General features: G+C 72.2%; 18 protein-coding genes and 1 other RNA gene. 11 read left to right on the top strand and 8 right to left on the bottom strand.

Features of this window, described 5'->3' with window-relative positions:
• Positions 1-503: 503 nt before the first annotated feature.
• The 5 genes from V5F53_RS18525 to V5F53_RS18505 form a co-directional block, all read right to left on the bottom strand.
• Positions 504-1,466: a DUF4167 domain-containing protein gene (locus V5F53_RS18525; RefSeq protein ID WP_393998503.1), complete on the bottom strand. Its 963-nt coding sequence runs from the start codon at positions 1,464-1,466 to the stop codon at positions 504-506.
• Between the two features lie 562 nt (positions 1,467-2,028).
• Complete coding sequence (prmC, locus tag V5F53_RS18520) at positions 2,029-2,895, bottom strand: peptide chain release factor N(5)-glutamine methyltransferase (RefSeq protein ID WP_393998502.1); 867 nt, start codon at positions 2,893-2,895, stop codon at positions 2,029-2,031.
• Positions 2,896-2,946: 51 nt separating this feature from the next.
• Positions 2,947-4,032 (bottom strand): peptide chain release factor 1, encoded by a 1,086-nt coding sequence (prfA, locus tag V5F53_RS18515; RefSeq protein ID WP_393998501.1) that lies wholly within the window; start codon positions 4,030-4,032, stop codon positions 2,947-2,949.
• A 107-nt stretch (positions 4,033-4,139) separates the two neighbouring features.
• Positions 4,140-6,407 (bottom strand): phosphoenolpyruvate--protein phosphotransferase, encoded by a 2,268-nt coding sequence (ptsP, locus tag V5F53_RS18510; protein WP_393998500.1) that lies wholly within the window; start codon positions 6,405-6,407, stop codon positions 4,140-4,142.
• Positions 6,408-6,496: 89 nt separating this feature from the next.
• Entirely contained in the window at positions 6,497-7,756 is a 1,260-nt protein-coding gene (locus V5F53_RS18505; protein ID WP_393998499.1) for an aspartate kinase, read from the bottom strand.
• 344 nt (positions 7,757-8,100) lie between these two features.
• Here V5F53_RS18505 and rnpB point away from each other — a divergent pair.
• Positions 8,101-8,485, top strand: an RNA gene (rnpB, locus tag V5F53_RS18500) — RNase P RNA component class A.
• Positions 8,486-8,515: 30 nt separating this feature from the next.
• Here the strand turns inward: rnpB and V5F53_RS18495 are convergent.
• Complete coding sequence (locus V5F53_RS18495; RefSeq protein ID WP_393998498.1) at positions 8,516-9,262, bottom strand: arylesterase; 747 nt, start codon at positions 9,260-9,262, stop codon at positions 8,516-8,518.
• Here V5F53_RS18495 and V5F53_RS18490 point away from each other — a divergent pair.
• The 10 genes from V5F53_RS18490 (at position 9,261) to V5F53_RS18445 (ending at position 19,242) form a co-directional block, all read left to right on the top strand.
• Positions 9,261-9,998 carry an ABC transporter ATP-binding protein gene (locus tag V5F53_RS18490; protein WP_393998497.1) on the top strand — a complete coding sequence of 246 codons (738 nt, stop codon included), beginning with the start codon at positions 9,261-9,263 and terminating at the stop codon, positions 9,996-9,998. The genes V5F53_RS18495 and V5F53_RS18490 overlap by 2 nt on opposite strands.
• Entirely contained in the window at positions 9,995-12,532 is a 2,538-nt protein-coding gene (locus V5F53_RS18485; RefSeq protein ID WP_393998496.1) for an ABC transporter permease, read from the top strand. The genes V5F53_RS18490 and V5F53_RS18485 overlap by 4 nt, the downstream gene beginning before the upstream one ends.
• A 164-nt stretch (positions 12,533-12,696) precedes the next feature.
• Positions 12,697-13,194: a Spy/CpxP family protein refolding chaperone gene (locus tag V5F53_RS18480; protein ID WP_393998495.1), complete on the top strand. Its 498-nt coding sequence runs from the start codon at positions 12,697-12,699 to the stop codon at positions 13,192-13,194.
• Positions 13,195-13,232: 38 nt separating this feature from the next.
• On the top strand, positions 13,233-13,517 hold the full coding sequence (locus V5F53_RS18475; RefSeq protein ID WP_393998494.1) for a GCG_CRPN prefix-to-repeats domain-containing protein: 285 nt from the start codon (positions 13,233-13,235) through the stop codon (positions 13,515-13,517).
• 260 nt (positions 13,518-13,777) lie between these two features.
• Positions 13,778-15,112 (top strand): DUF3422 family protein, encoded by a 1,335-nt coding sequence (locus V5F53_RS18470; protein ID WP_393998493.1) that lies wholly within the window; start codon positions 13,778-13,780, stop codon positions 15,110-15,112.
• Positions 15,113-15,182: 70 nt separating this feature from the next.
• A complete protein-coding gene (locus V5F53_RS18465; protein WP_393998492.1) occupies positions 15,183-16,013 on the top strand; it encodes an alpha/beta hydrolase in 831 nt (276 codons plus the stop codon).
• 56 nt (positions 16,014-16,069) lie between these two features.
• On the top strand, positions 16,070-16,714 hold the full coding sequence (locus V5F53_RS18460) for an MBL fold metallo-hydrolase (RefSeq protein WP_393998491.1): 645 nt from the start codon (positions 16,070-16,072) through the stop codon (positions 16,712-16,714).
• 8 nt (positions 16,715-16,722) lie between these two features.
• The gene (locus V5F53_RS18455; protein WP_393998490.1) at positions 16,723-17,430 is read left to right on the top strand and encodes a DUF1045 domain-containing protein; all 708 of its coding nucleotides are present in this window, start codon (positions 16,723-16,725) and stop codon (positions 17,428-17,430) included.
• Positions 17,427-18,041, top strand: a complete 615-nt coding sequence (locus V5F53_RS18450; protein ID WP_393998489.1) for an LbetaH domain-containing protein — start codon at positions 17,427-17,429, stop codon at positions 18,039-18,041. Before V5F53_RS18455 ends, V5F53_RS18450 begins: the two co-directional genes overlap by 4 nt.
• A 184-nt stretch (positions 18,042-18,225) precedes the next feature.
• Positions 18,226-19,242 (top strand): KpsF/GutQ family sugar-phosphate isomerase, encoded by a 1,017-nt coding sequence (locus V5F53_RS18445; protein WP_393998488.1) that lies wholly within the window; start codon positions 18,226-18,228, stop codon positions 19,240-19,242.
• An 85-nt stretch (positions 19,243-19,327) separates the two neighbouring features.
• Here the strand turns inward: V5F53_RS18445 and V5F53_RS18440 are convergent, their stop codons facing one another.
• Together V5F53_RS18440 and V5F53_RS18435 are read right to left on the bottom strand one after the other, a co-directional pair.
• Positions 19,328-20,095 carry an N-acetylmuramoyl-L-alanine amidase gene (locus V5F53_RS18440; protein ID WP_393998487.1) on the bottom strand — a complete coding sequence of 256 codons (768 nt, stop codon included), beginning with the start codon at positions 20,093-20,095 and terminating at the stop codon, positions 19,328-19,330.
• Entirely contained in the window at positions 20,092-20,799 is a 708-nt protein-coding gene (locus V5F53_RS18435) for a TerB family tellurite resistance protein (RefSeq protein ID WP_393998486.1), read from the bottom strand. Before V5F53_RS18435 ends, V5F53_RS18440 begins: the two co-directional genes overlap by 4 nt.
• Positions 20,800-20,822: the final 23 nt, after the last annotated feature.

The following is a 20,822-nucleotide window of genomic DNA, read 5'->3' as shown; positions in this document are numbered from 1 at the left end:
AGCGGAAGCGGGACCGGGCTTCGCGTCCCGGAATCGCATCAGGACAACAAACCAGAGCATGGCGGCCGGAGCGGCTTCACCGGCGGTGCTCTGGCGCTTGTGAACATCCGCGCCGACGGCCGCGCCCCTCTGCCTTCGCCCGGCCGCGAGAGCAACGGCCATGTCGCGGGGCCTCCAACGCCCCTGCACCGCCGCGCAATCCCCGCGCCAGGCATTGCGCAGCGCGGGCGCCCGCAGTCTGGCCGCGAACGAACCCGCGAAACCTCGTCACGAGACGACGGTGGAGCGCTGGCCGACGCTGTGCCGGGCAGCACGGACCCCGGCCATGATCCCCGCGAGGGCCGGGCGGCGCGTCCCATGGAGCGGCCCGGCGGGTCGGCACATGTCTGGCAAGGAACCCGAGCGGTCCCTCGCTCCGTCGCCGGCAAAAGAAAACGCCCGGGACAAGCCCGGGCGTCACGAATCTCATGGCTTCCGCCGGTCGGCGACCTGAAGCGCCCGGCTCACTCGCCGAACAAGGCCGGCTGTTCCGGCACCGGCGCGTCCCCGGCTCCGCCCTCGCCCGCCTCCTCGGCGCGCTCGGCGCGGGTCCGGAAGCGGCGGCGGCGACGGGTCACCCGGCCCGCGTCACCGGCATCCGGAGACTCATCGGTGGCCACCGCCTCGACCGACTCCTCTCGCTCGGCCTTCAGCTCGGCCCTGGTCTCAGCCCTAGCCTCAACCCTAGTCTCAGCCTTGGCCTCGACCTTGGGCTCGGCCCGCTCCTTGGCGACCGCCGGCGCGCCGGTGATGAAGGCGGGCAGGCCGATGTCCTGATCGTCCTCGACGCGCGGCGGAGCTTCCACCTGAGCGGTGGCGCGGCTGCGCGAGGGACGCGGAGCAGGAGGCGGCGGCACATAGGCCGGGGCCTCGGGCGCTTCCTCGCGGGGCTGCCGGGTCGATGCGCGATACTCGCGCGGCTCACCGCCATCCTCGTCGCGATTGCGGCGATAGCCGCCCTGGCGCCCCTCCTTGCCGGACCGGCCCTCGCCACGATTGTCGCGGGTGTCGCGATTTTCACGCGGCTCACGCGCCTCGCGGCTCTCCCGGGGCTCGCGCGGCTCCCGGACGTCCCGCGGCTCGCGCTGCGAATAGGCCGGCGGCTCCGGGCGCGCATAGGGCTGGGGCGCGTCCAGCGCGGACACGTCATCCCCGTCCTCGTCGTCGAACTCGTCGTCGCGACCGTATCCGAGCTGCGGCGTGTACGCCGTGCCCTGAAGCGTTGCGATCAGGCGCTGATAGTGTTCCGCGTGCTGGAAATAGTTTTCCGCCGCCACCGGGTCGCCGGAAGACTGGGCGTCACGGGCAAGTTGCTGATACTTCTCGGCGATGTGATGAGCGGTGCCACGCACCTTCACGTCGGGACCGTTAGACTCATAGACCCGAGTCAGGGGATTAGAGCTGCGGCGGTTGTTACGGCCGCGCATGCGCTTCTGCTGACCATTTCTCATCTGGATCGTTCTCTACTCGCGCGGCGTGAAAACCGCCGTTTGCGTCCTGCGCGCGTCACCATGGATGCCATGATCCCGGTGGGCCTGAAATCGTGGTGTACGACTGTCGGCGGCAGTGTCCGCGTCTCTCACCGCAGGTGATGAACGTCTTCCCTCACGAGGCCCGCCTGCATCGGACACTCGCGCACTTTCAGAGCGATAGAGGCGACAAAGGTTCCGGATTCCGTCCGCTTGCCGAGCTCTGTTCCGCATGGTTCCACGCGGCTGCCCTAAGCAGCACCGCCCGGCCTGAAACCGAAGTGTGCCACGTCATGAAACGATCTTTCCGCCTGAGACCCGCCGGAGCGCAGCACGTCTGCGCGCCACCACACTGGGCCACCATCAGCACCCGAAACCGCTAAATGAGTTTTCGGAAGCCCGCACCTGCCACCGAGGCACGTGCTGCGGTTCGATTCCTGAAAAGGACACTAGCCAGTTCGCCGCCCTGTTCCAAGTGAATTTTTTCGCCGCATCGGCCAACTCTGCCGCGCAGCTCGCGTCAGGGCCGGCGGACCGCCAGGGCGCGGGGGATGCCCGCGAGATCGCGGCGCGCCGCGGCCGGCACCGACAGCCCGGCGGCGGCGGCGAGGCGCGCCACGTCCGCCTCCTGCCCGGCGCCGAGCTCCAGCACCGCGGCGCCGCCCGGCGCGAGCAGGCGCGGCAGATCGGCAACGATGGCCCGATAGGCATCGAGCCCATCCGGGCCGCCGTCGAGGGCCAGGACCGGATCATGCAGGCGCACCTCCCGCGACAGGCCGGCCAGGGCGCCGTGCTCGATATAGGGTGGGTTGGAAACCACGAGATCGAAGCCGCCGCGAAGGCCTGCGCCCCAGTCCCCGACCAGCACCGCCGCGCGATCCGCAACCCCCGCGCGCGCCAGATTGTCGCGGGCCGCACGCGCCGCGCCCTCCGCCCGGTCCACGCCAATCCCCCACGCGGCGGGGCGCTCCACGAGCAATGCCGCCAGGATGGCGCCGGAACCGGTGCCCAGGTCGAGGATCCGCAGCGGCGCGGCGCGGTCGGCGCACAGATGCAACGCCTCCTCCACCACGGTCTCGGTGTCGGGACGCGGCACCAGCGTGTCCGGGGAGAGATGGAGATCGAGGCTCCAGAACTCGCGACGGCCGAGGATGCGGGCCACCGGCTCGCCCGAAATCCGCCGCAGCAGCAGTGCCAGGGCATCATGCGCCACGCCGGCCGGCACCGGATCGTCGGACCGGGCGAACAGCTGTGCGCGGTCACACCGGAGGGCCAGGGCCAGCAGGATGCGCGCTTCCAGCTCCGGCGCCTCGACCCCGGACACCAGGAGCTCGGCCGCCATCTGCCGGCAGAGGGCGGCCACGGTGAAGGGCGGATCGGCGGTCATGCCCGGCGGCCTCGCCGCCAGAGCCGGCATGCGCGCCGGGCGGGCGGGCGCTCAGGCATCGTCGACCGCCGCCAGCAACGCCGCGTGGTGCTCGGTGAGCAGCGCATCGATGATCTCGTCGAGGGCGGTGCCGGCCATCACTTCCTCCAGCTTGTAGAGGGTCAGGTTGATGCGGTGGTCGGTGACCCGCCCCTGGGGGAAGTTATAGGTGCGGATGCGCTCGGAGCGGTCGCCGGAGCCCACCTGGCCCTTGCGCTCGGCGGCGCGGCCGGCGGCGGCGCGGGTGCGCTCCTCGTCCAGCAGCCGCGCGCGCAGCAGCGCCATGGCACGGGCCTTGTTGCGATGCTGGGACCGCTCGTCCTGCACCACCACCACGGTATTGGTGGGCAGATGGGTGATGCGGACCGCGCTTTCGGTCTTGTTCACATGCTGGCCGCCGGCGCCCTGGGCGCGGAACACGTCAATGCGCAGGTCGGAGTCATTGATGTCCACGTCCACCTCCTCCGCCTCCGGCAGGACGGCGACCGTGGCGGCCGAGGTGTGGATGCGCCCGCCGGCCTCGGTGGCGGGCACCCGCTGCACGCGGTGCACGCCGCTTTCGAACTTGAGCCGGGCATAGGCCCCGCGCCCGTGCATGGCGGCGACGATTTCCTTGTAGCCGCCCATGGTGCCCTCGCTCTCGGACAGCACCTCCAGGCTCCAGCCATGCTCGGCGGCATAGCGGACGTACATGCGGTAGAGATCGCCAGCGAACAGCGCCGCCTCGTCGCCGCCGGTGCCCGCGCGCACCTCCAGGATGACGCCGCGCTCGTCCATGGCATCCTTGGGCAGCAGGGCGAGGCGCACCTGGTGGGTGAGCTCGCCGATGCGCGCCTCCAGCCGCTCCACCTCGCTCTCGGCGAGCGCCCGCATCTCGGCGTCGGAGGCGGCGTCCGCCAGCAGCTCGCGGGCGCCCGCGAGGTCGTGCTCGGCGCCCCTGAGCGCGCTCACCTGCTCCACCACCGGCGACAGGTCCGCGAACTCGCGCCCGAGCCGCACGTATTCGTCGCCCTCCGCGCCTTGGGCGAGGGCAGCCTCGATCTCTCTATGGCGCGCGACCAGCTGGTCGAGCTTGGCGAGGGGCAGGTCGGAGGACATGGGCGGGCGCGTCTTCGAGCGGGATGGAGACCGGTTCGCGAAGAGCGGAACCCGGCACCGGGCGGGAGCCGCGTTCTACGCGAGCCGAGCGGAGGACGGAAGGCGCCCTAGAGCGGCACGCCGGTGGCTTCGGCGAACGCCCGCAGCGCCTCGCGAATGCGGGGCGTGCCGGCGCGGTCCTCCAGCAGCGGCAGCAGCACCTTGCGGGCCGCGCTCACGTCCAGCTCCAGCAGCGCCGACTTCACCGGCCCCACCGCCGCCGGCGACAGGGACAGCGAACGATAGCCGAGCGCGGCGAGGGCGATTGCCTCCAGCGGCCGCGACGCCAGCTCGCCGCACAGGGTGATGGGCTTGCCGGCCCGGCTGCCGGCCTCCGCCACCATGCGGAACGCGCGCAGCGCCGCCGGCGACAGCGGATCGAAGCGATCCGCCACCCGCACGTTGGCGCGGTCGGCGGCGAACAGGAACTGCACCAAGTCGTTCGAGCCCACCGAGAGGAAATCGGCGCGGGCGAGGATCTCGTCGAGCTGGAACAGCAGCGAGGGCACCTCCACCATCACCCCCACGAACACCCGCTCGGGCAGGCTGTGGCCGTGCTTGCGCAGGTGGGTGAGCTCGCGCTCGACGATGGCGCGGGCGGCGTCGAACTCCTCCACCGCCGCCACCATGGGGAACATGAGGCGCAGGTCACGCCCGGCGCCGGCGCGCAGCAGCGCCCGCACCTGGGAGCGCAGCAGGCCGGGCCGGTCGAGGCCGAGGCGGATGGCGCGCCAGCCGAGCGCCGGATTCTCCTCCTCCACCGCCCGCATGTAGGGCAGCACCTTGTCGCCGCCGATGTCGAGGGTGCGGAAGGTCACCGGCCGCTCGCCCGCGGCGTCCATCACCGCGCGATAGAGCTTCAGCTGTTCCGAGATGCGCGGGAAGGCCGAGGCGATCATGAACTGCAGCTCGGTGCGGAACAGGCCGATGCCCGCCGCCCCGGTCTCGGCGATGTGAGGCAGGTCCACCACCAGGCCGGCGTTGAGGTGCAGCGCCACATGCACTCCGTCCTTGGTGACCGACGGGCGGGTGCGCAGAGCGGCATACTGGGCCTGCCGGCGGGCGCGGAAGCGCACCTTCTCGGCATAGGCCTCCTCCACGTCGCCGGGCGGGCGCAGGTGCACCTCGCCGGCCTGCCCGTCCACGATCATGGGATCGCCGGAATCGGCAAGGCCGGTGATGTTGTCCACCTGCCCCACCGCGGCGATGCCGAGCGCGCGGGCGACGATGGTGACATGGCTGGTGGTGCCGCCCTCCTCCAGCACCAGGCCGCGAATGCGGGCCCGGTCATAGTCGAGCAGCGCCGCCGGGCTCATGTTGCGGGCCACCAGGATGGCGTTGTCCGGCAGCGCCTCGCGGTCCGGCCCCGGCGCGCGGCCGATCAGCTCGCGCAGCAGGCGGTTGGCGAGGTCGTCGAGATCGTGCAGGCGCTCGCGCAGATAGGGGTCGGAGGCGCGCATCATGCGGGCGCGGGTGTCGGACTGCACCCGCTCCACCGCGCCCTCGGCGGTGAGGCCGGAGAGCACCGCCTCGCGCATCTTGTGCATCCAGCCCCGGTCGTGGGCGAACATGCGATAGGCTTCGAGGATCTCGCGGTGCTCGCCCGACTTGGCGAGGCCGTCGTCCTCCAGCATCTTGTCGATGGCGTGGCGCAGCTTGCCAATGGCAGCGTCGAGCCGGTGGGTCTCGCGCGGCACATCGTCGGCGATGACGTTGGTCACCTTCACCCGCGGTTCGTGCAGCACCACATGGCCGAGGCCCAGGGCATCGGCGAGGCCCACGCCCTTGAGGTGCAGCGGCCGGCGCACCGCCGGCTCGGCGCCGGGCCGGGCGAGCGCGGTCAGCTCGCCGGAGGCGATCATCTCCGCCAGCACCATGGCGGTGGTCTGGAGCGCCTCGATCTCCTCCTCGGTATAGGTGCGCCGGGCGCGGTTCTGCACCACCAGCACGCCGAGGGTGTTGCCGGCCCGCAGGATCGGCACGCCGAGGAAGGAGTTGTAGACCTCCTCGCCGGTTTCCGGGCGATAGGAGAATTCGGGATGGGCGTGGGCATCGGACAGGGCGAGGGATTCCGCCTCCCGCGCCACATGGCCCACCAGGCCCTCGTCCACCCGCATCACGGTCTGGTGGACCGCGTCGCGGTTCAGACCCTCGGTGGCATAGAGTTCCAGGGTCTGGTCGACCCGCAGCACGTAGACCGAGCAGACCTCCGCCACCATGTTGGCGGCGATCAGCACTACGATCTTGTCGAGACGATCCTGCGCGCTGACCGGCTCCGCCATCACCTCACGGAGACGCCGGAGCAGCACGCGAGGACCGCCGAGCGCGCCACGCATCGGCCGCATCCTTAAATTGTGCGGGTTTCACACCCGCGGAAGCCATCGGCACACGGCGGCCTGGAACGCAGGCCGCGAACGTCCTGCCGTCAGCTGTCCAGCCCGTATAGCGAATGCAGAGTCCGAACCGCAAGTTCGGTGTAGGCGGCATCGATGAGGAAGGAGATCTTGATCTCCGACGTGGTGATGGCGCGGATATTGATGCCCTTGGCGGCGAGCGCCTCGAACGCGTTCGCGGCAACCCCCGCGTGCGAACGCATGCCGATGCCAATGACCGACACCTTGGTGACGTCGGCGGCGCCTTCCACCACCTGGTGGCCGATGGCGTCCTTGGCGGTCTCGATCACCGCCTTGGCCCGCTCGTAATCGGCGGTGGGCACGGTGAAGGTGATGTCGGTGAAGCCATCCGCCGAGACGTTCTGGACGATCATGTCCACATTGATATGGGCTTCCGCCAGCGGGCCGAACACGGCAGCGGCGATGCCGGGCTTGTCCGCCACCCGGCGGATGGACACCTGGGCCTCGTCCTTAGAAAAGGCGATGCCGGTGACGACCTGGGATTCCATCTGGTTTGCCACGATTTCCTCCTCGTCGCAGATGAGCGTGCCGGCCTTCTCCACGTGCGCCATCTCCGGCGCATCGGGATCGGTGAGGCTCGAGCGCACGAAGGTGCGCACATTGTGCACCATGGCGAGCTCCACCGAGCGCACCTGCAGCACCTTGGCGCCCAGCGACGCCATTTCCAGCATTTCCTCGAAGGCGATGCGGTCGAGCCGCCGGGCCTTGGGCACCACCCGCGGATCGGTGGTGTAGACCCCGTCCACGTCGGTATAGATGTCGCAGCGCTCGGCCATCAGGCCGGCGGCGATGGCCACGGCGCTGGTGTCGGAACCGCCGCGCCCCAGGGTGGTGATGCGGCCGGTCTCGGCATGAATGCCCTGGAAACCGGCGATCACCGCCACTTCGCCACCGTCGATGGCGCCGCCGAGCCGCGTGCCGTCGATGTCCAGAATGCGGGCCGCGCCGTGGGCGTCGTCGGTCAGCAGCGGAATCTGCCAGCCCTGCCACGAGCGGGCGGGAACACCGAGCTGCTGCAGCGCGATCGCCAGCAGGCCCGAGGTGACCTGCTCGCCGGAGGCCACCACCGCGTCATACTCGCGCGGGTCATAGAGGGGCGCCGCCTCCTTGCACCAGGCCACCAGCTCGTTGGTCTTGCCGGCCATGGCCGAGACCACCACCGCCACCTGGTAGCCGGCTTCCACCTCGCGCTTCACATGGCGCACCACGTTGCGGATACGCTCGAGAGTGGCGACCGAGGTGCCGCCGAACTTCATCACCAGCCGAGCCATCGCTCGTGCCTTTCTTCACACAGGATGCAGGGAGAACGTCTCAACGGCGCGGCGGAGCGGCCGGCGCCGGCTTCGGCCGGGCGTCATTTTCGCGGACGCGGGATCCCGACACGCGCGGGGGCGCACCAAGACGGCGAAGAAAGCATCACGTTCGCACCCATCCCCGGAAACCTTGTCCGCGCCGGGTCGATCGGGGGCGCGGTTCGTTGCCGGCCTCCATAGCGGCAGTTGCGCCGGGGAGCAACCGTCGGGCTTCGCCTTAAGGCCAATTGTCCCACCGGCGGGGCGGGACAGCGGCGCGCCACCCCTTGACGCCCCGCATGGGAGCGCCCATTCCTGCCGCGCCAGCCGGCCGGGCGACCGCGGTGCATCGCGCATCGAGGAAAGTCCGGGCTCCACGAAGACACGGTGCCGGATAACGTCCGGCGGGGGCGACCCCAGGGAAAGTGCCACAGAAATCAAACCACTCGTGCATGCACGAGCCAGGGTGAAACGGTGGGGTAAGAGCCCACCGCGCGACCGGCAACGGGAGCGGCACGGCAAACCCCACCGGGAGCAAGGTCAAATAGGGACGACACGGGAAACCACCCCGTCTTCGGGACGTCGTCCGGGTTGACTGCCAGAGGCGCCGGGCAACCGGCGTCCCAGATGAATGGTCGCCACGCGGGCCGAGATGCCTTGGTGTCCCTGCCCGCCGTACAGAACCCGGCTTACAGGCCGGCTGGCCCTCGCCGCCCCGCAGCGCCCCTGCCGCCCGCCTCAGCGCGCCGGCGGCGAACCGGCGCCCGCCACCTGGCCCAGCAGCTCCTCGGCGACCGGCAGGATGCCGTCCACCATCAGGGCCACGCCCCGGGGATTGGGGTGGAGGCCGTCCTTCTGGTTCAGGGCCGCCATGCCCGCCACCCCATCCAGGAAGAACGGATAAAGCAAGACCCCCTGCTGCTGCGCCACCTCGGGGAAGATGGGATCGAACGCACCGGCATAGGCGGCGCCGAGATTGGGCGAGGCCCGCATGCCGGCCACCAGCACCTTCACGCCCCGCCCCTTCAGCCGCTCGACGATCTGGGTGAGGGCGGCACGCGTCACCTTGGGCGGCAGGCCGCGCAGCATGTCGTTGGCGCCCAACGCCACGATCACCGCGTCGGTGCCCTCCGGCACCGACCAGTCGAGCCGCGCCAGCCCCTGGGTCGCGGTTTCGCCGGAAACACCGGCGTTCTCCACCAGCACGTCGTGGCCGCGCGCCCGCAACGCCGCCTGGAGCTGTGCCGGGAACGCCTCCGCCGGCGCGACCCCGTAGCCGGCGGTGAGGCTGTCGCCCAGCGCCACCACCCGCAGCGGGCGCGCCAGCGCCGGTGACGCGATCGTGATCAGCGCGCCGAGAACGAGCAGCCCGCGCGCCGCCTTGAAGGCCCGGGTCCATGGCGCCGTCCAGCCGCCGCGCCATGTTGCATCGCCGCGCCGGCGCGGGGCAAAGTCGAGTTCCGGTTCGAAGGTCCCCTGACGCATGAACACTGTTTCCTTATCCCCCCGCGCGCTCGATCTGAAGGCCGTGGACCTCTCGCTCGGCGCCGGCGCAGCCCGCGTGCATGTGCTGAAGGACATCTTCGTCCAAATCGCGGCGGGGGAAACGGTGGGGCTGGTGGGGCCCTCCGGCTCCGGCAAATCCACCCTGCTCATGGTGATGGCGGGCCTGGAGCGGCCCGACCGCGGCACCGTGAGCGTCGCCGGCACCGACATCACCGCATTCACCGAGGATGCCCTCGCCCGCTTCCGGGGCCGCCACATCGGCATCGTGTTCCAATCCTTCCACCTCATACCCACCATGACCGCGCTGGAGAACGTCGCGGTGCCGCTGGAGCTGGCCGGCCGGCCCGACGCCTTTGCCCGCGCCGCCCGCGAGCTGGAGGCGGTCGGCCTCGGCCATCGCGCCGCCCATTACCCGGCCCAGCTCTCCGGCGGCGAGCAGCAGCGCGTGGCGGTGGCCCGCGCGCTCGCCCCCGAGCCGCCCATCCTGGTCGCCGACGAGCCCACCGGCAATCTCGACGAGGCCACCGGCCGCCAGATCATGGACCTGCTGTTCGCCGCCCATCGCGCCCGCGCCACCACCCTGGTGCTGGTCACCCATGACGCCAGCCTGGCCGCCCGCTGCGCGCGGGTGCTGAAGCTGCGCTCCGGCCTCATCGTCGAGGACAGCGCCCGCCCCGCCGCCCCGGCCGGCGCGCCGGCGGAGACCGCCCCATGAGCCGGCTTCCCCTGCCGGTCGCCCTCGCCCTGCGGGAGCTGCGCGGCGCCCGGCGCGGCTTCGGCATCTTCCTCGCCTGCCTCACGGTGGGGGTGATGGCCATCGCCGGCATCGGCTCGTTCGCCCGTGCCCTCACCGAGGGGCTGGAACGGGAGGGCCGCGCCATCCTCGGCGGCGACATCGCCTATGCCGTGGTCCAGCGCGAGGCGACGCCGGACGAAAGCGCCGAGATCGCCGCCGGTGCCACCGTGAGCCAGGTGGCGCTGCTGCGCGCCATGGCCCGCGCCACCTCGGGCGACGCCGCTTTGGTGGAGCTGAAGGCGGTGGACCGCGCCTATCCCCTGGTGGGCACCCTTGATCTTGAGCCGCCGCAGCCCCTGGACGCCCTGCTGCGCCCAGAAAACGGCGTGTTCGGCGCCGCCGCCGACGAGGTGCTCATGACCCGGCTGGGCCTCGACATCGGCAGCCGCGTCAGGGTGGGCGAGGCGACGTTCGACATCCGCGCCCGCCTCGTCTCCGAGCCCGACAAGCTGTCCTCCGGGGTCGGGTTCGGGGCGCGGCTGCTGGTGTCCGACGCCGCCCTGGCGGCCACCCGGCTGATCCAGCCCGGCAGCCTGGTGCGCTGGAGCTACCGCGCCACCCTCGACGATCCCGAGCGCCTGCCGCAGGTAATGGAGCGGGTGCGCCCGCTGCTCGGCGCCGCCGGGTTCGAAATCCGCACCCGCGACGCGGCGACGCCGCAGCTCGAACGCAACGTGCGGCGCATCAGCCAGTTCCTGACCCTGGTCGCCCTCACCGCCCTGCTGGTGGGGGGGGTGGGTGTCGCCAACGCGGTGTCGAGCCACCTGGCCGCCAAGCGCGAGACCATCGCCACCCTGAAGGCGCTCGGCGCCACCCGGGACACCCTGTTCGCCACCTATGCGGCGGAAATCGCCATGATCGCCGCCGCCGGCATCATCCTCGGGCTGGTTCTCGGGGCGCTGCTGCCGTTTGCCGCCGCCGGCGCCCTCGCCGCCCTGGTGCCGTTCCCGCTGGCGCCCCGGCTCGATGCCGGCGCCCTGGCCCGGGCCGCGCTCTATGGCCTGCTGGTGGCGGCGCTGTTCACCGTGTGGCCGCTGGCCCGGGCCCAGCAGGCCCCGGTCTCCGCCCTGTTCCGCGACGGGCTGGGCGCGCGCCTGCCGCGCCCCTCCGCCGGCTATGCCGCCGTCCTCGCCGCCCTGGCCGCAGCCCTGGCGGGGGTGGCGCTGACCACCTCCGACGACCTGCGCACCGCCGGCGTCTTCCTGCTGGCGGCGGCGGCGGTGTTCGCGCTGCTGCGGGGCGTGGCGCTCGCCATCATGGCCGTGGCCCGGCGCCTGCCGCGGCCGCGCTCCACCCTGGTCCGGCTCGCCCTCGGCAACGTCCATCGGCCCGGGGCGCTCACCCCCACGGTGGTGCTGTCGCTCGGCCTCGGCCTGTCGCTGATGGTGGCGCTGGCCCTGGTCGACCGCTCGCTTACCGCCGAGCTCAGCGGCCCGATGCAGGAGAAGGCGCCGAGCTTCTTCTTCGTGGACGTGCCCTCGTCCGAGCAGGAGGCGTTCCGCGCCTTCCTCGCCGCCCAGGCGCCGGACGCCGAACTGCGGTCGGTGCCCATGCTGCGCGGGCGCATCACGGCGCTGAACGGGGTGCCCGCCGACGAGGTGCGCACCACCCCCGACGCCGCCTGGGTGCTGCAGAGCGACCGCGGCCTGTCCATGGCCGCCGAGGTGCCCGAGGGCTCGCAGGTGGTGGCCGGCGACTGGTGGGGCACAGACGGCGGAGCCACCCGGGAGCCACAGGTTTCATTCGAGGACAAGCTGGCCGCCGGCCTCGGCCTGAAGCTGGGCGACCGGGTAAGCGTGAACGTCCTCGGCCGCACCGTCACCGCCCGCATCACCAACCTGCGGCGGGTGAACTGGGAGCGGCTGGGCATCAATTTCGTGATGGTGTTCTCGCCCGATGCTTTCGCCGGCGCGCCGCACACGGTGCTGTCCACCCTCGCCTTCCCCGGCGGCGGCGACACCGCCCGCGAGGTGGCGCTGATGAAGGCGGTGGCGGGGGCCTGGCCGGCCGTCACCACGGTCCGGGTCAAGGAGAGCCTGGAGGAGGCCCGGCGCCTGCTCGACAATTTGTCGCTGGGCATCCGCGCCGCCAGCCTCGTGACCCTCGTCACCTCGGTGCTGGTGCTGGCGGGCGCCCTGGCGGCCGGACACCAGCACCGGGTCTACGACGCGGTGATCCTCAAGACCCTGGGCGCCACCCGGACGCGCCTGCTGGCCGCCTACGCGCTGGAATACGCGGGCCTGGGCCTCGTCACCGCCGTGTTCGCGGTGGCAGCGGGAGGGCTGGCCGCCGCCGTGGTGGTGACGCAGGTGATGGAGATCGCCTTCACCTTCTCCGTCCCGGCAGCGGCCGGCGCGGTGCTGGCGGCGGTGGCGCTCACCGTGGGGTTCGGCCTCGTCGGTACCTTCCGGGTGCTCGGCGTGCCCCCGGCGCGGGTGCTGCGGCACCTGTGAGCGCCCGGCGGGCGCCCGGGCGGGGGCGGATGGCCCCCTGGCGGCGGGCGTCGCGGCTGCTAGTCTAGCCCCGCCCACGGGCCGAGTCGCACTGCGGCCCGGGCACACCGCCGCGCCGCGCGCCAGACCTTCGCGTCGCGCCAGACATGGAGCTTGCTTCTCCCATGCGCCTCATTCCCGCCCTCGCCCTTGCCGCGACCCTCGGCGCCGCTTTCGCCGCCCCCGCCCTGGCCCAGCCGGCGCTGCCGCCGCCGCCGCCGGCCCCGCCCCACGCCGCCCCCTATTCGCCGGAGGATGCCGCCGCCATCCTCGACGCGCGCCTCGCCGCGCTGAAGACGGTGCTCAAGCTGACCCCCGAGCAGGAGAAGCTGTGGCCGCCGGTGGAGACCGCCATCCGCGATGCCGTGAAGGGGGCGATCGCCCGCCGCGAGGCCCGCCTCGCCGCCCCGCCGCCGGCCCACGCGCTCGACGTGCTCGCCATCATCGCCGATGCCGAGGAGGCGCGCGCCAAATCGCTGAAGGCATTCGTGGCCGCCGCCAAGCCGTTCGTCGCGGCGCTGACGCCGGCCCAGCTCAACCGCATCCCGGCCTTCCTCGGGCTGCAGGACGGCGGCCAGGCGCCGGGCTCCGCCCAGCTCTGGATCTTCGAGGAAGAAGAGTGAGCGCCAGCCCCGGCGCGATCGCATCGGGAGGACCCGTCATGATCAGGACACTGCTCGCGCCGGCGCTGGTCGCCGGCGCCCTTCTCGCCGGCGCCGCCGGGGCCCAGGCCCTGCCGCTGTCGCCGCTGGCGGCTCCCGCGGCCGGCCGCGCCGCCGCCACGCCCGAAGCACCGGTGGTGCCGGTGGCGCAGGGCTGCGGCTGGGGCTGGCATCGCGGCCCCTGGGGCGGCTGCCGCCCCAACGGGGTCTATTACGGTGGCTGGTACGGACCCCACTGCTGGTGGCGGCCGAGCCCGTTCGGCCCGGTGCGCGTCTGCCGCTGAGGGCCCGGTGCCCCCGGCCATGGCCGGGCCGGCGCCAGTGCTGAATCCGCGCGCGGCGACGCACCGCCGCCGCGCGCGAGTTCCCTTGTGCCCGCGCAAGCTCCACTTGCCCGGCCCGGCTCCGGGTGTCGCCCGCGCCGTTGCCCCCCCGTGCGACGAATGTGGCCAGCCGCCGCCGCTTGATCCCCGTGCCCCGCCGTGCCAGCACCGTACGAAAGGCGAAGGGGAGGCAGGCGACATGCGGACACCGGTGCACAGTCATGGCTGAGGCGGATCTCATCATCGGCGAGGGCCGCGCCCTGACCGCCCATCCGCTGCGCGCTGCCGTGCTGCGCGAGCTGCATGCCCGGCCGTTCGTGCCGGCGCAGACCCCGCGACGGGTGCTGCATGCCGCTTTCCTGCTGGATGCCGGCGGCGCCCGGAAAGACCGCGACGCTTTGGCCACCCTGTGCACCTCGCGCGGGCTGCCGGCACCGGCGGCCGGCGCCAAGCACCACCATGTCTCGTTCGGCGGCGCCGACCTGCGCTGGGAGAGCCACGCCGAATTCAGCACCTACACCTGGGACCTGCCCTCCCCCGGCGTGCTGCCGGGCATGCTGCCGTTCCAGCCGGCGGCGGCCACCCTCGCCACCCCCTTCGGCGAGATGCCGCAGCCGGGGCCGCTGCTGGTGGCGGTGGACCTGCATCTGGTCCACGACACGGCGGAGGACCTGTTCCTCGACAAGGTGTTCGACCGCGCCAGCCTGGCCCGCGCCGACGTCAACGACGGCCTGGGCGAGATCGCCACCGACTTCCTGGCCGACCCCTCCGGCTTCGTGCGCATCCTGGTGCGCGACCGGGGCCTGGGGCCGGACGCGGCGGGCGCCCTGGTCCAGCGGCTGCTGGAGATCGAAACCTATCGCACCCTCGCCCTGCTGGGCCTGCCGGAGGCGCAGCGGCTCGCCCCGGCCATCGCCAAGATCGAGGGGCGCCTGGCCGAGGCGGCCACCGCCATGACCCGGTCGGAGGGGCTGTCGGCCAACAACAAGCTGCTCGACGAGCTGGTGGCGCTGGCCGCCGAGCTGGAGGCGGCGGCCATGGGCTCACTGTTCCGCTTCGGCGCCAGCCGGGCCTACATGGAAATCGTGAAGCTGCGCCTCGCCACCATCCGCGAGGTGGCGGTGCCGGGCTTTCCCACCTGGCAGCAGTTCCTCGACCGCCGCATGGCCCCGGCCATGCGCACCTGCTTTTCGGTCGAGGAGCGCCAGGAGAAGATCGCCCGCAAGCTCGCCAATGCCGCCGACCTGCTGCGCACCCGGGTGGACGTGGAACTGGAGCAGCAGAACCGCGACCTGCTCGCCTCCATGAACGACCGCACCCGCCTCCAGCTGCGCCTGCAACGGACGGTGGAAGGCCTTTCGGTGGCCGCCATTTCTTATTATGTGGTGAGCCTGATCCAGCACCTCGCCGAAGGGCTGCACGAAAGCGGGATCGCCGGCGCCCTCGGCCTGCACCTGGACGTGGGGCTGGTCACCGCGGTTTCGGTGCCGCTCTCGGTGCTGGCGGTCTGGGGGGTGGTGCGGCGCATCCGCCGCTCGCACGGCGATCACGATTGAGCGGCGACGGTCGAGCGGCCAGGGTCGAGCGGCCAGGGTCGGCATGGCAGCGACCCCAGCGGAGGGCAGTTTGGATCTCGCGGTCGAATACGACAACCGGGCCCGGGTTCCCGAATATCCCGCCATCCTGGACGGCTGGGTCCGCCGGTCGGCGGCGATGCGGGCCGACGTGGCGGCCGCCGATCTCGGCGTGCCCTACGGCCCCTCGCCCCGGCAGATCCTCGACATCCTGTGGCCGGACGCCTCCCGGCAGGCGCCGGTGGTGCTGTTCTTCCACGGCGGCTACTGGCAGCATGGCCATCCGCGCAATGCCTCCTTCGTCGCCAGGGGTTGCCTTCAGCACCAGGTGGCGGTGGCGGTGGCCGGCTACGACCTGACGCCGGACGTGCCGCTGGCCGCGATCCTCGGCCAGGCGCGCGCCGCCGCTTTGTGCCTGGCCCGGCTGGTGGGCCGGCGGGTGGTGGCCTGCGGCCATTCGGCGGGAGCGCACCTCGCCGCCGCCCTGCTGTGCACGCCCTGGCGCGAGCAATCCCCCGGCGCGCCGTCCGATCTGGTGCCGGCCGGCATCGGCCTGTCCGGCGTCTATGACGTGGAGCCGCTGGTTTCGACGCCGTTGAACGCGGCGCTGCGCCTCACCCCGGAAGAGGCCCGGCGGCTGTCGCCCTCGGCCTGGACCGTGCCGCCCGGCCGCATCTTCGACGCGGTCGTGGGCACCGCTGAAAGCCGTGAATTCCTGCGCCAGAGCCGCAGCCTCGCCGACATCTGGGCCACCCAGGGCGCCACCACGCGCTACGCGGAGGCGCCCCAGGCCAACCATTTCACCGTCCTCGAACCCCTCGCGGACCCCGATTCGGCGCTGGTGCGGCGCCTCACCGACCTCGCCCGCGCCATCGCCCCCTGAAGGCCGGTTCAAGACCCCTCGGAACGCCAGCGCCGCGCGGCGGCAGCGGAGACCACATGCAGCCCGTCCAGATCGCCATCGTGCCCGTCACCCCGTTCGCGCAGAACTGCTCCATCGTCTGGTGCACCCGGACCATGAAGGGGGCGGTGATCGATCCCGGCGGCGATGTGGAGCGCATCCGCGCCGCCATCGCCGAGAGCGGCGCCACCATCGAGAAGATCCTGCTCACCCATGGCCATGTGGACCACGCCTCGGGCGCCGCCGAACTGGCCGAGGCACTGAAGGTGCCGGTGGAGGGGCCGCACGCCGCCGACCAGTTCCTGCTGGACGGCCTGCCCGCCATGGCCACCAAGTATGGCTTCGAGGGCGGCGGCCGCGCGATCACCCCGGACCGCTACCTCGACGAGGGCGACGCGCTGCGCATCGGCGAACTCGCCGTGGACATCCTGCACGTGCCCGGCCACACCCCCGGCCATCTGGTCTACGTGCTGAAATCGGAAAACATCGCCATCGTCGGCGACACCCTGTTCCGCGGCTCGGTGGGCCGCACCGACTTTCCCTATGGCGACCACGCCCAGCTCATCTCCGCCATCGTCGAGAAGCTGCTGCCGCTGGGCAATGCTGTGGTCTGCCTGCCGGGACACGGGGCGCTGACCAGCATCGGCGACGAGCGCGCGCATAATCCCTTCCTGCAGGGCTGAGACCCGCCATGGCGCACCGCTACGCCCTTTATCTCGCGCCCGCCGCCGACAGCGCCCTGTGGCGGTTCGGCTCGGCCATGCTCGGCTATGATGCGCAGACCGGCGCCGACCTGCCGGCGCCCGACATCCCCGGCTTCGATCCCGGCGACTGGCGGACGCTGACCGCCGAACCGCGGCGCTACGGTTTCCACGGCACCCTCAAGGCGCCGTTCCGGCTCAAGCCCGGCTGCACCCCGGCCACCCTCGACGCGCTCCTCGCCGCCTTCGCGGCCGAGCATCATCCGTTCGAGCTGCCGCCGCTGGTGGTGCGGGCGATCGGACCCTTCATCGCCCTGGTGCCGCCGGTGCCGGTGCCGACCCTGGAGGACATCGCCCGCTGCGCGGTGCTCGACCTGGAGCCGGCGCGGGCGCCGCTCGACGCCGCCGAGATCGCCCGGCGCCAGCCCGATCGCCTCTCGGCGCGCCAGCGCGACCACCTGGAGCGCTACGGCTATCCTTACGTGTGCGAGGACTTCCGCTTCCACATGACACTCACCGGCCCCCTCGACGACGCCCGGCGTCCGCACGCGCTCAATGCCCTCGCTGCCGCCTATGCGGCCAGCGGCGCCGACGCGCCGCTTCCGGTCGCCGACGTCGGCCTGTACGTCCAGGCGGAGCCGGGCGCGCGGTTCCGCCTGGCGCGGCGCATCGCCCTCGGCGCCGGAGGGCGGCCATGAGCCAGCTCGGCCTTGCCCCGCTCATCGACCCCACCGCGCAGGTGCGCGAGTCCCGCCTCGGCCGCTACACCGAGGTCGGCGCCCGGACCAAGCTGCTCGACGTGGAGATGGGCGACTATTCCTATGTGGTGAACGATTCCGACATCGCCTCCGCCAGCATCGGCAAGTTCTGTTCCATCGCCGCCATGACGCGGCTCAATCCGGGCAATCATCCCACCTGGCGGGCCACCCAGGCCCATTTCACCTACCGCGCTTCCGCTTATTTCCCGGGCGAAGCCGACGAGGCGGACTTCTTCGCCTGGCGGCGAGCCCACCGGCTGACCCTTGGCCATGACGTCTGGATCGGGCATGGCGCCATCGTCCTGGCCGGGCGCAGCGTCGGCACCGGCGCGGTGGTGGCGGCCGGGGCGGTGGTCACCAAGGACGTGCCGGCCTATGCCATCGTCGCCGGCGTGCCGGCCCGGGTGGTGAAGTGGCGCTTTGCGCCGGACATCGCCGAACGGCTGCAGGCGCTGGCCTGGTGGAACTGGAGCCATGACGCCCTGCACGCCGCGCTTTGCGACTTCCGCGCCCTGGCGGTCGAGGCCTTCCTGGAAAAATACGGCGCCTGACCGCCCGCCTGCGGCGACCGCGCGCCCAACACACCCGCGCCCTGTGCTATCGTGCCGGCGAACCAGTCGCGGCTGCGGGGGCGCACATCATTGGTTCACCATGTGGCAGGGTCCATCGGCGCATTGCACGGCTGCGTTGCATCGCAGCATTCCGGCAGGCCCGAATTGGTGCTATGAGGCAAGCATGATCCCATCCAAGAAAACCACTGGCCGCGATCCTGTCGCGCAGGCCCCTCGGCCCGCGGCCGTCATCTCCGCCCTCGCCACCGTCGAGGCGGAACGCAACGGCCTGCAGGCGCTGATCGAGGCCCTGAAGGGCCGTCTGGCCCCCGCCTTCGAGCAGGCGGTCAGCACCATCCGCAACGCGCGCGGGCGCGTCGTGGTCACCGGCATGGGCAAGAGCGGGCACGTCGCCCGCAAGATCGCCGCCACCCTCGCCTCCACCGGCACCCCCGCTTATTACGTGCACCCCGGCGAGGCCAGCCACGGCGACCTCGGCATGATCACCGCCGACGACGTCATCATCGCCCTGTCCTGGTCCGGCGAGACCGTGGAGCTGCGCGACCTGGTGAACTATTCGCGCCGCTTCGGCGCGCAGCTCATCGCGTTCACCTCCAATGGCGACAGCACCCTCGGCCGCATGGCCTCGGTGCTGCTGGACGTGCCGGTGGCGGCGGAAGCCTGCCCGCTGGGCCTTGCCCCCACCACCTCCACCGTCATGCTGCTGGCCCTGGGCGATGCCATCGCTGTGGCGCTGCTGGAAGGGCGTGGCTTCACCGCCCTGCAGTTCCGCCAGTTCCACCCCGGCGGCAAGCTGGGCGCCAGCCTGTCGTTCGTGCGCGACGTGATGCGCGGCGGCGATGCCCTGCCGCTGGTGAAGAGCGGCACCCTGATGGGCGCAGCCCTGGTGGAGATGAGCGGCAAGGGGCTGGGCTGCGTCGGCGTGCTCGATGCCGACGACCGGCTGGTGGGGATCGTCACTGACGGCGACCTGCGCCGCCACATGACCAACGACCTGATTGTGCAGACCGTGGACGCGGTGATGACCCCGGCGCCCAAGACCGTGCGCCCGGACCAGCTCGCCTCCGAGGCGCTGCAGATCATGAACGCCCAGCAGATCACCGCCCTGCTTGTGGCCCAGGACCTGAAGCCGGTGGGCGTGCTGCACGTGCACGACCTGCTGCGCATCGGCATCGCCTGAGGCGCCGCCCCCGCGCCTCTCCCCGCGCGCGACGGTCCCGAGGCCGTCGCGCCAACGTCGCGCCGGGCACCACCCCGGGCGGGGATCAGGCCACCCCCGGCCGGGTCGACACCAGCCGGTGCAGGGTGGTGATGGTGGACGCGTCCGCCACCCCGTCCACTCGCGCGCGCCGGAAATGGCGCTGGAACGCGGTCACGACCCGCTCCGTCGCCGGGTCGTAGCTTCCGCTCACCGCCACGTCATAGCCATAGAGCGCCAGCAGCGCCTGCAGCGCCTCCACCGGCGGCCCGCCGTCGCCCGGCATCAGGAAGCGCCCGCCGGTCACCGGCGCCTCCGGCACCAGGTGGCCGACCCCGGCCCGGTGCAGTTCCTCCCAGGGAAAATGCTCGCCCGGATCGTCCTTGCGCGCCGGCGCCACGTCCGAATGGGCCAGCACCCGGTCGGCGCGGATGGGGTGGCGGGCGAGGATGTCAGCGGCGAGCGCCGTCACCGCCGCCACCTGCGCCCGAGGATAGGGCGGCAGGCCGAAGGAATGGCCGCCGTTGACGATCTCGATGCCGATGGAGCGGGAGTTGGTGTCGGTGATCCCCTCCCAGGCGGAACGCCCCGCGTGCCAGGCGCGCCGGTCCTCCGCCACCAGTTGCAGGATGCCGCCGTCCTCGCCCACCACATAGTGGCAGGACACCTCGGCCGCCGGGCTGCGCAGCAGCGCCACCGCCGCCTCCGCGGTCTCCATGCCGGTATAATGCAGCACCAGCATGTCGATGGGCGCGCGCCGGTCGCCGAAATTGGGCGAGGGGGCGAGGCCCGACACCAGGGGGCTGTCGGGGATGAAGGGGAGGGCGTCGCTCACCGGAAATCCCTCAGTTCGGCGATGCGGCCATAGGCGGCGTTGAGCGCCGCCACCCGGTCATTGGCCAGCTTCACCGCCGCCGGCGGCAGGCCGCGCCCGATGATGCGATCGGGATGATGGCTGGCCACCAGGGCACGCCAGCGCTGCTTCACCTCGGCGTCGGAGGCCTCCGGCGACAGGTCGAGCACGGCATAGGGGTCGCCGGGCCGGTGCACGTGTCGGGCCTCGATCCGGTCATAGGCGGCGCCGGTGAAACCCAGGATGCGCCCCACCTCGGCGAGGAAGGCCAGCTCGCGCGGGTGCAGGGCGTGGTCGGCCTTGGCCACATGGAACAGGGCGTCGATCAGGTCTTCGCGGGTATCGGGGTCATCGGCGAAGAGCTCGGCCACCTGGCGGGCGTAGGCGTCGAAGCCGGCGACATCGACCTTTGCGAGGTTGTAGAGCCGGGAGACGGCGGCGAAATCCTCGGGCGGAATGTCGAACACCTCCTGGAACGCCTTGACCTCCGCCGGCACCACCACGCCGTCGGCCTTGGCCATCTTGGCCGACAGGGCGATCAGCGCCACCGAGAAGGCGGCGGGCTTTGGCGCCGGCGCCAGAAGGAGGCGGTCCAGCACATGGCCGGCCAGAGCGCCGACCAGAGCCCCGAGCGGCCCGCCCAGCATCAGGCCCAGCCCGGTGCCGCCGATCAATCCATAGGTCAAGAGCATCTCCCTCGTCGCCACCG

Origin of the sequence: Xanthobacter cornucopiae, assembly GCF_043195065.2 — a bacterium.
In the GTDB taxonomy this organism is placed as follows: Bacteria; Pseudomonadota; Alphaproteobacteria; order Rhizobiales; family Xanthobacteraceae; genus Xanthobacter.
The sequence above is the reverse complement of the archived record's forward strand: the minus strand, read 5'-3'. Positions and strand labels throughout refer to the sequence as shown.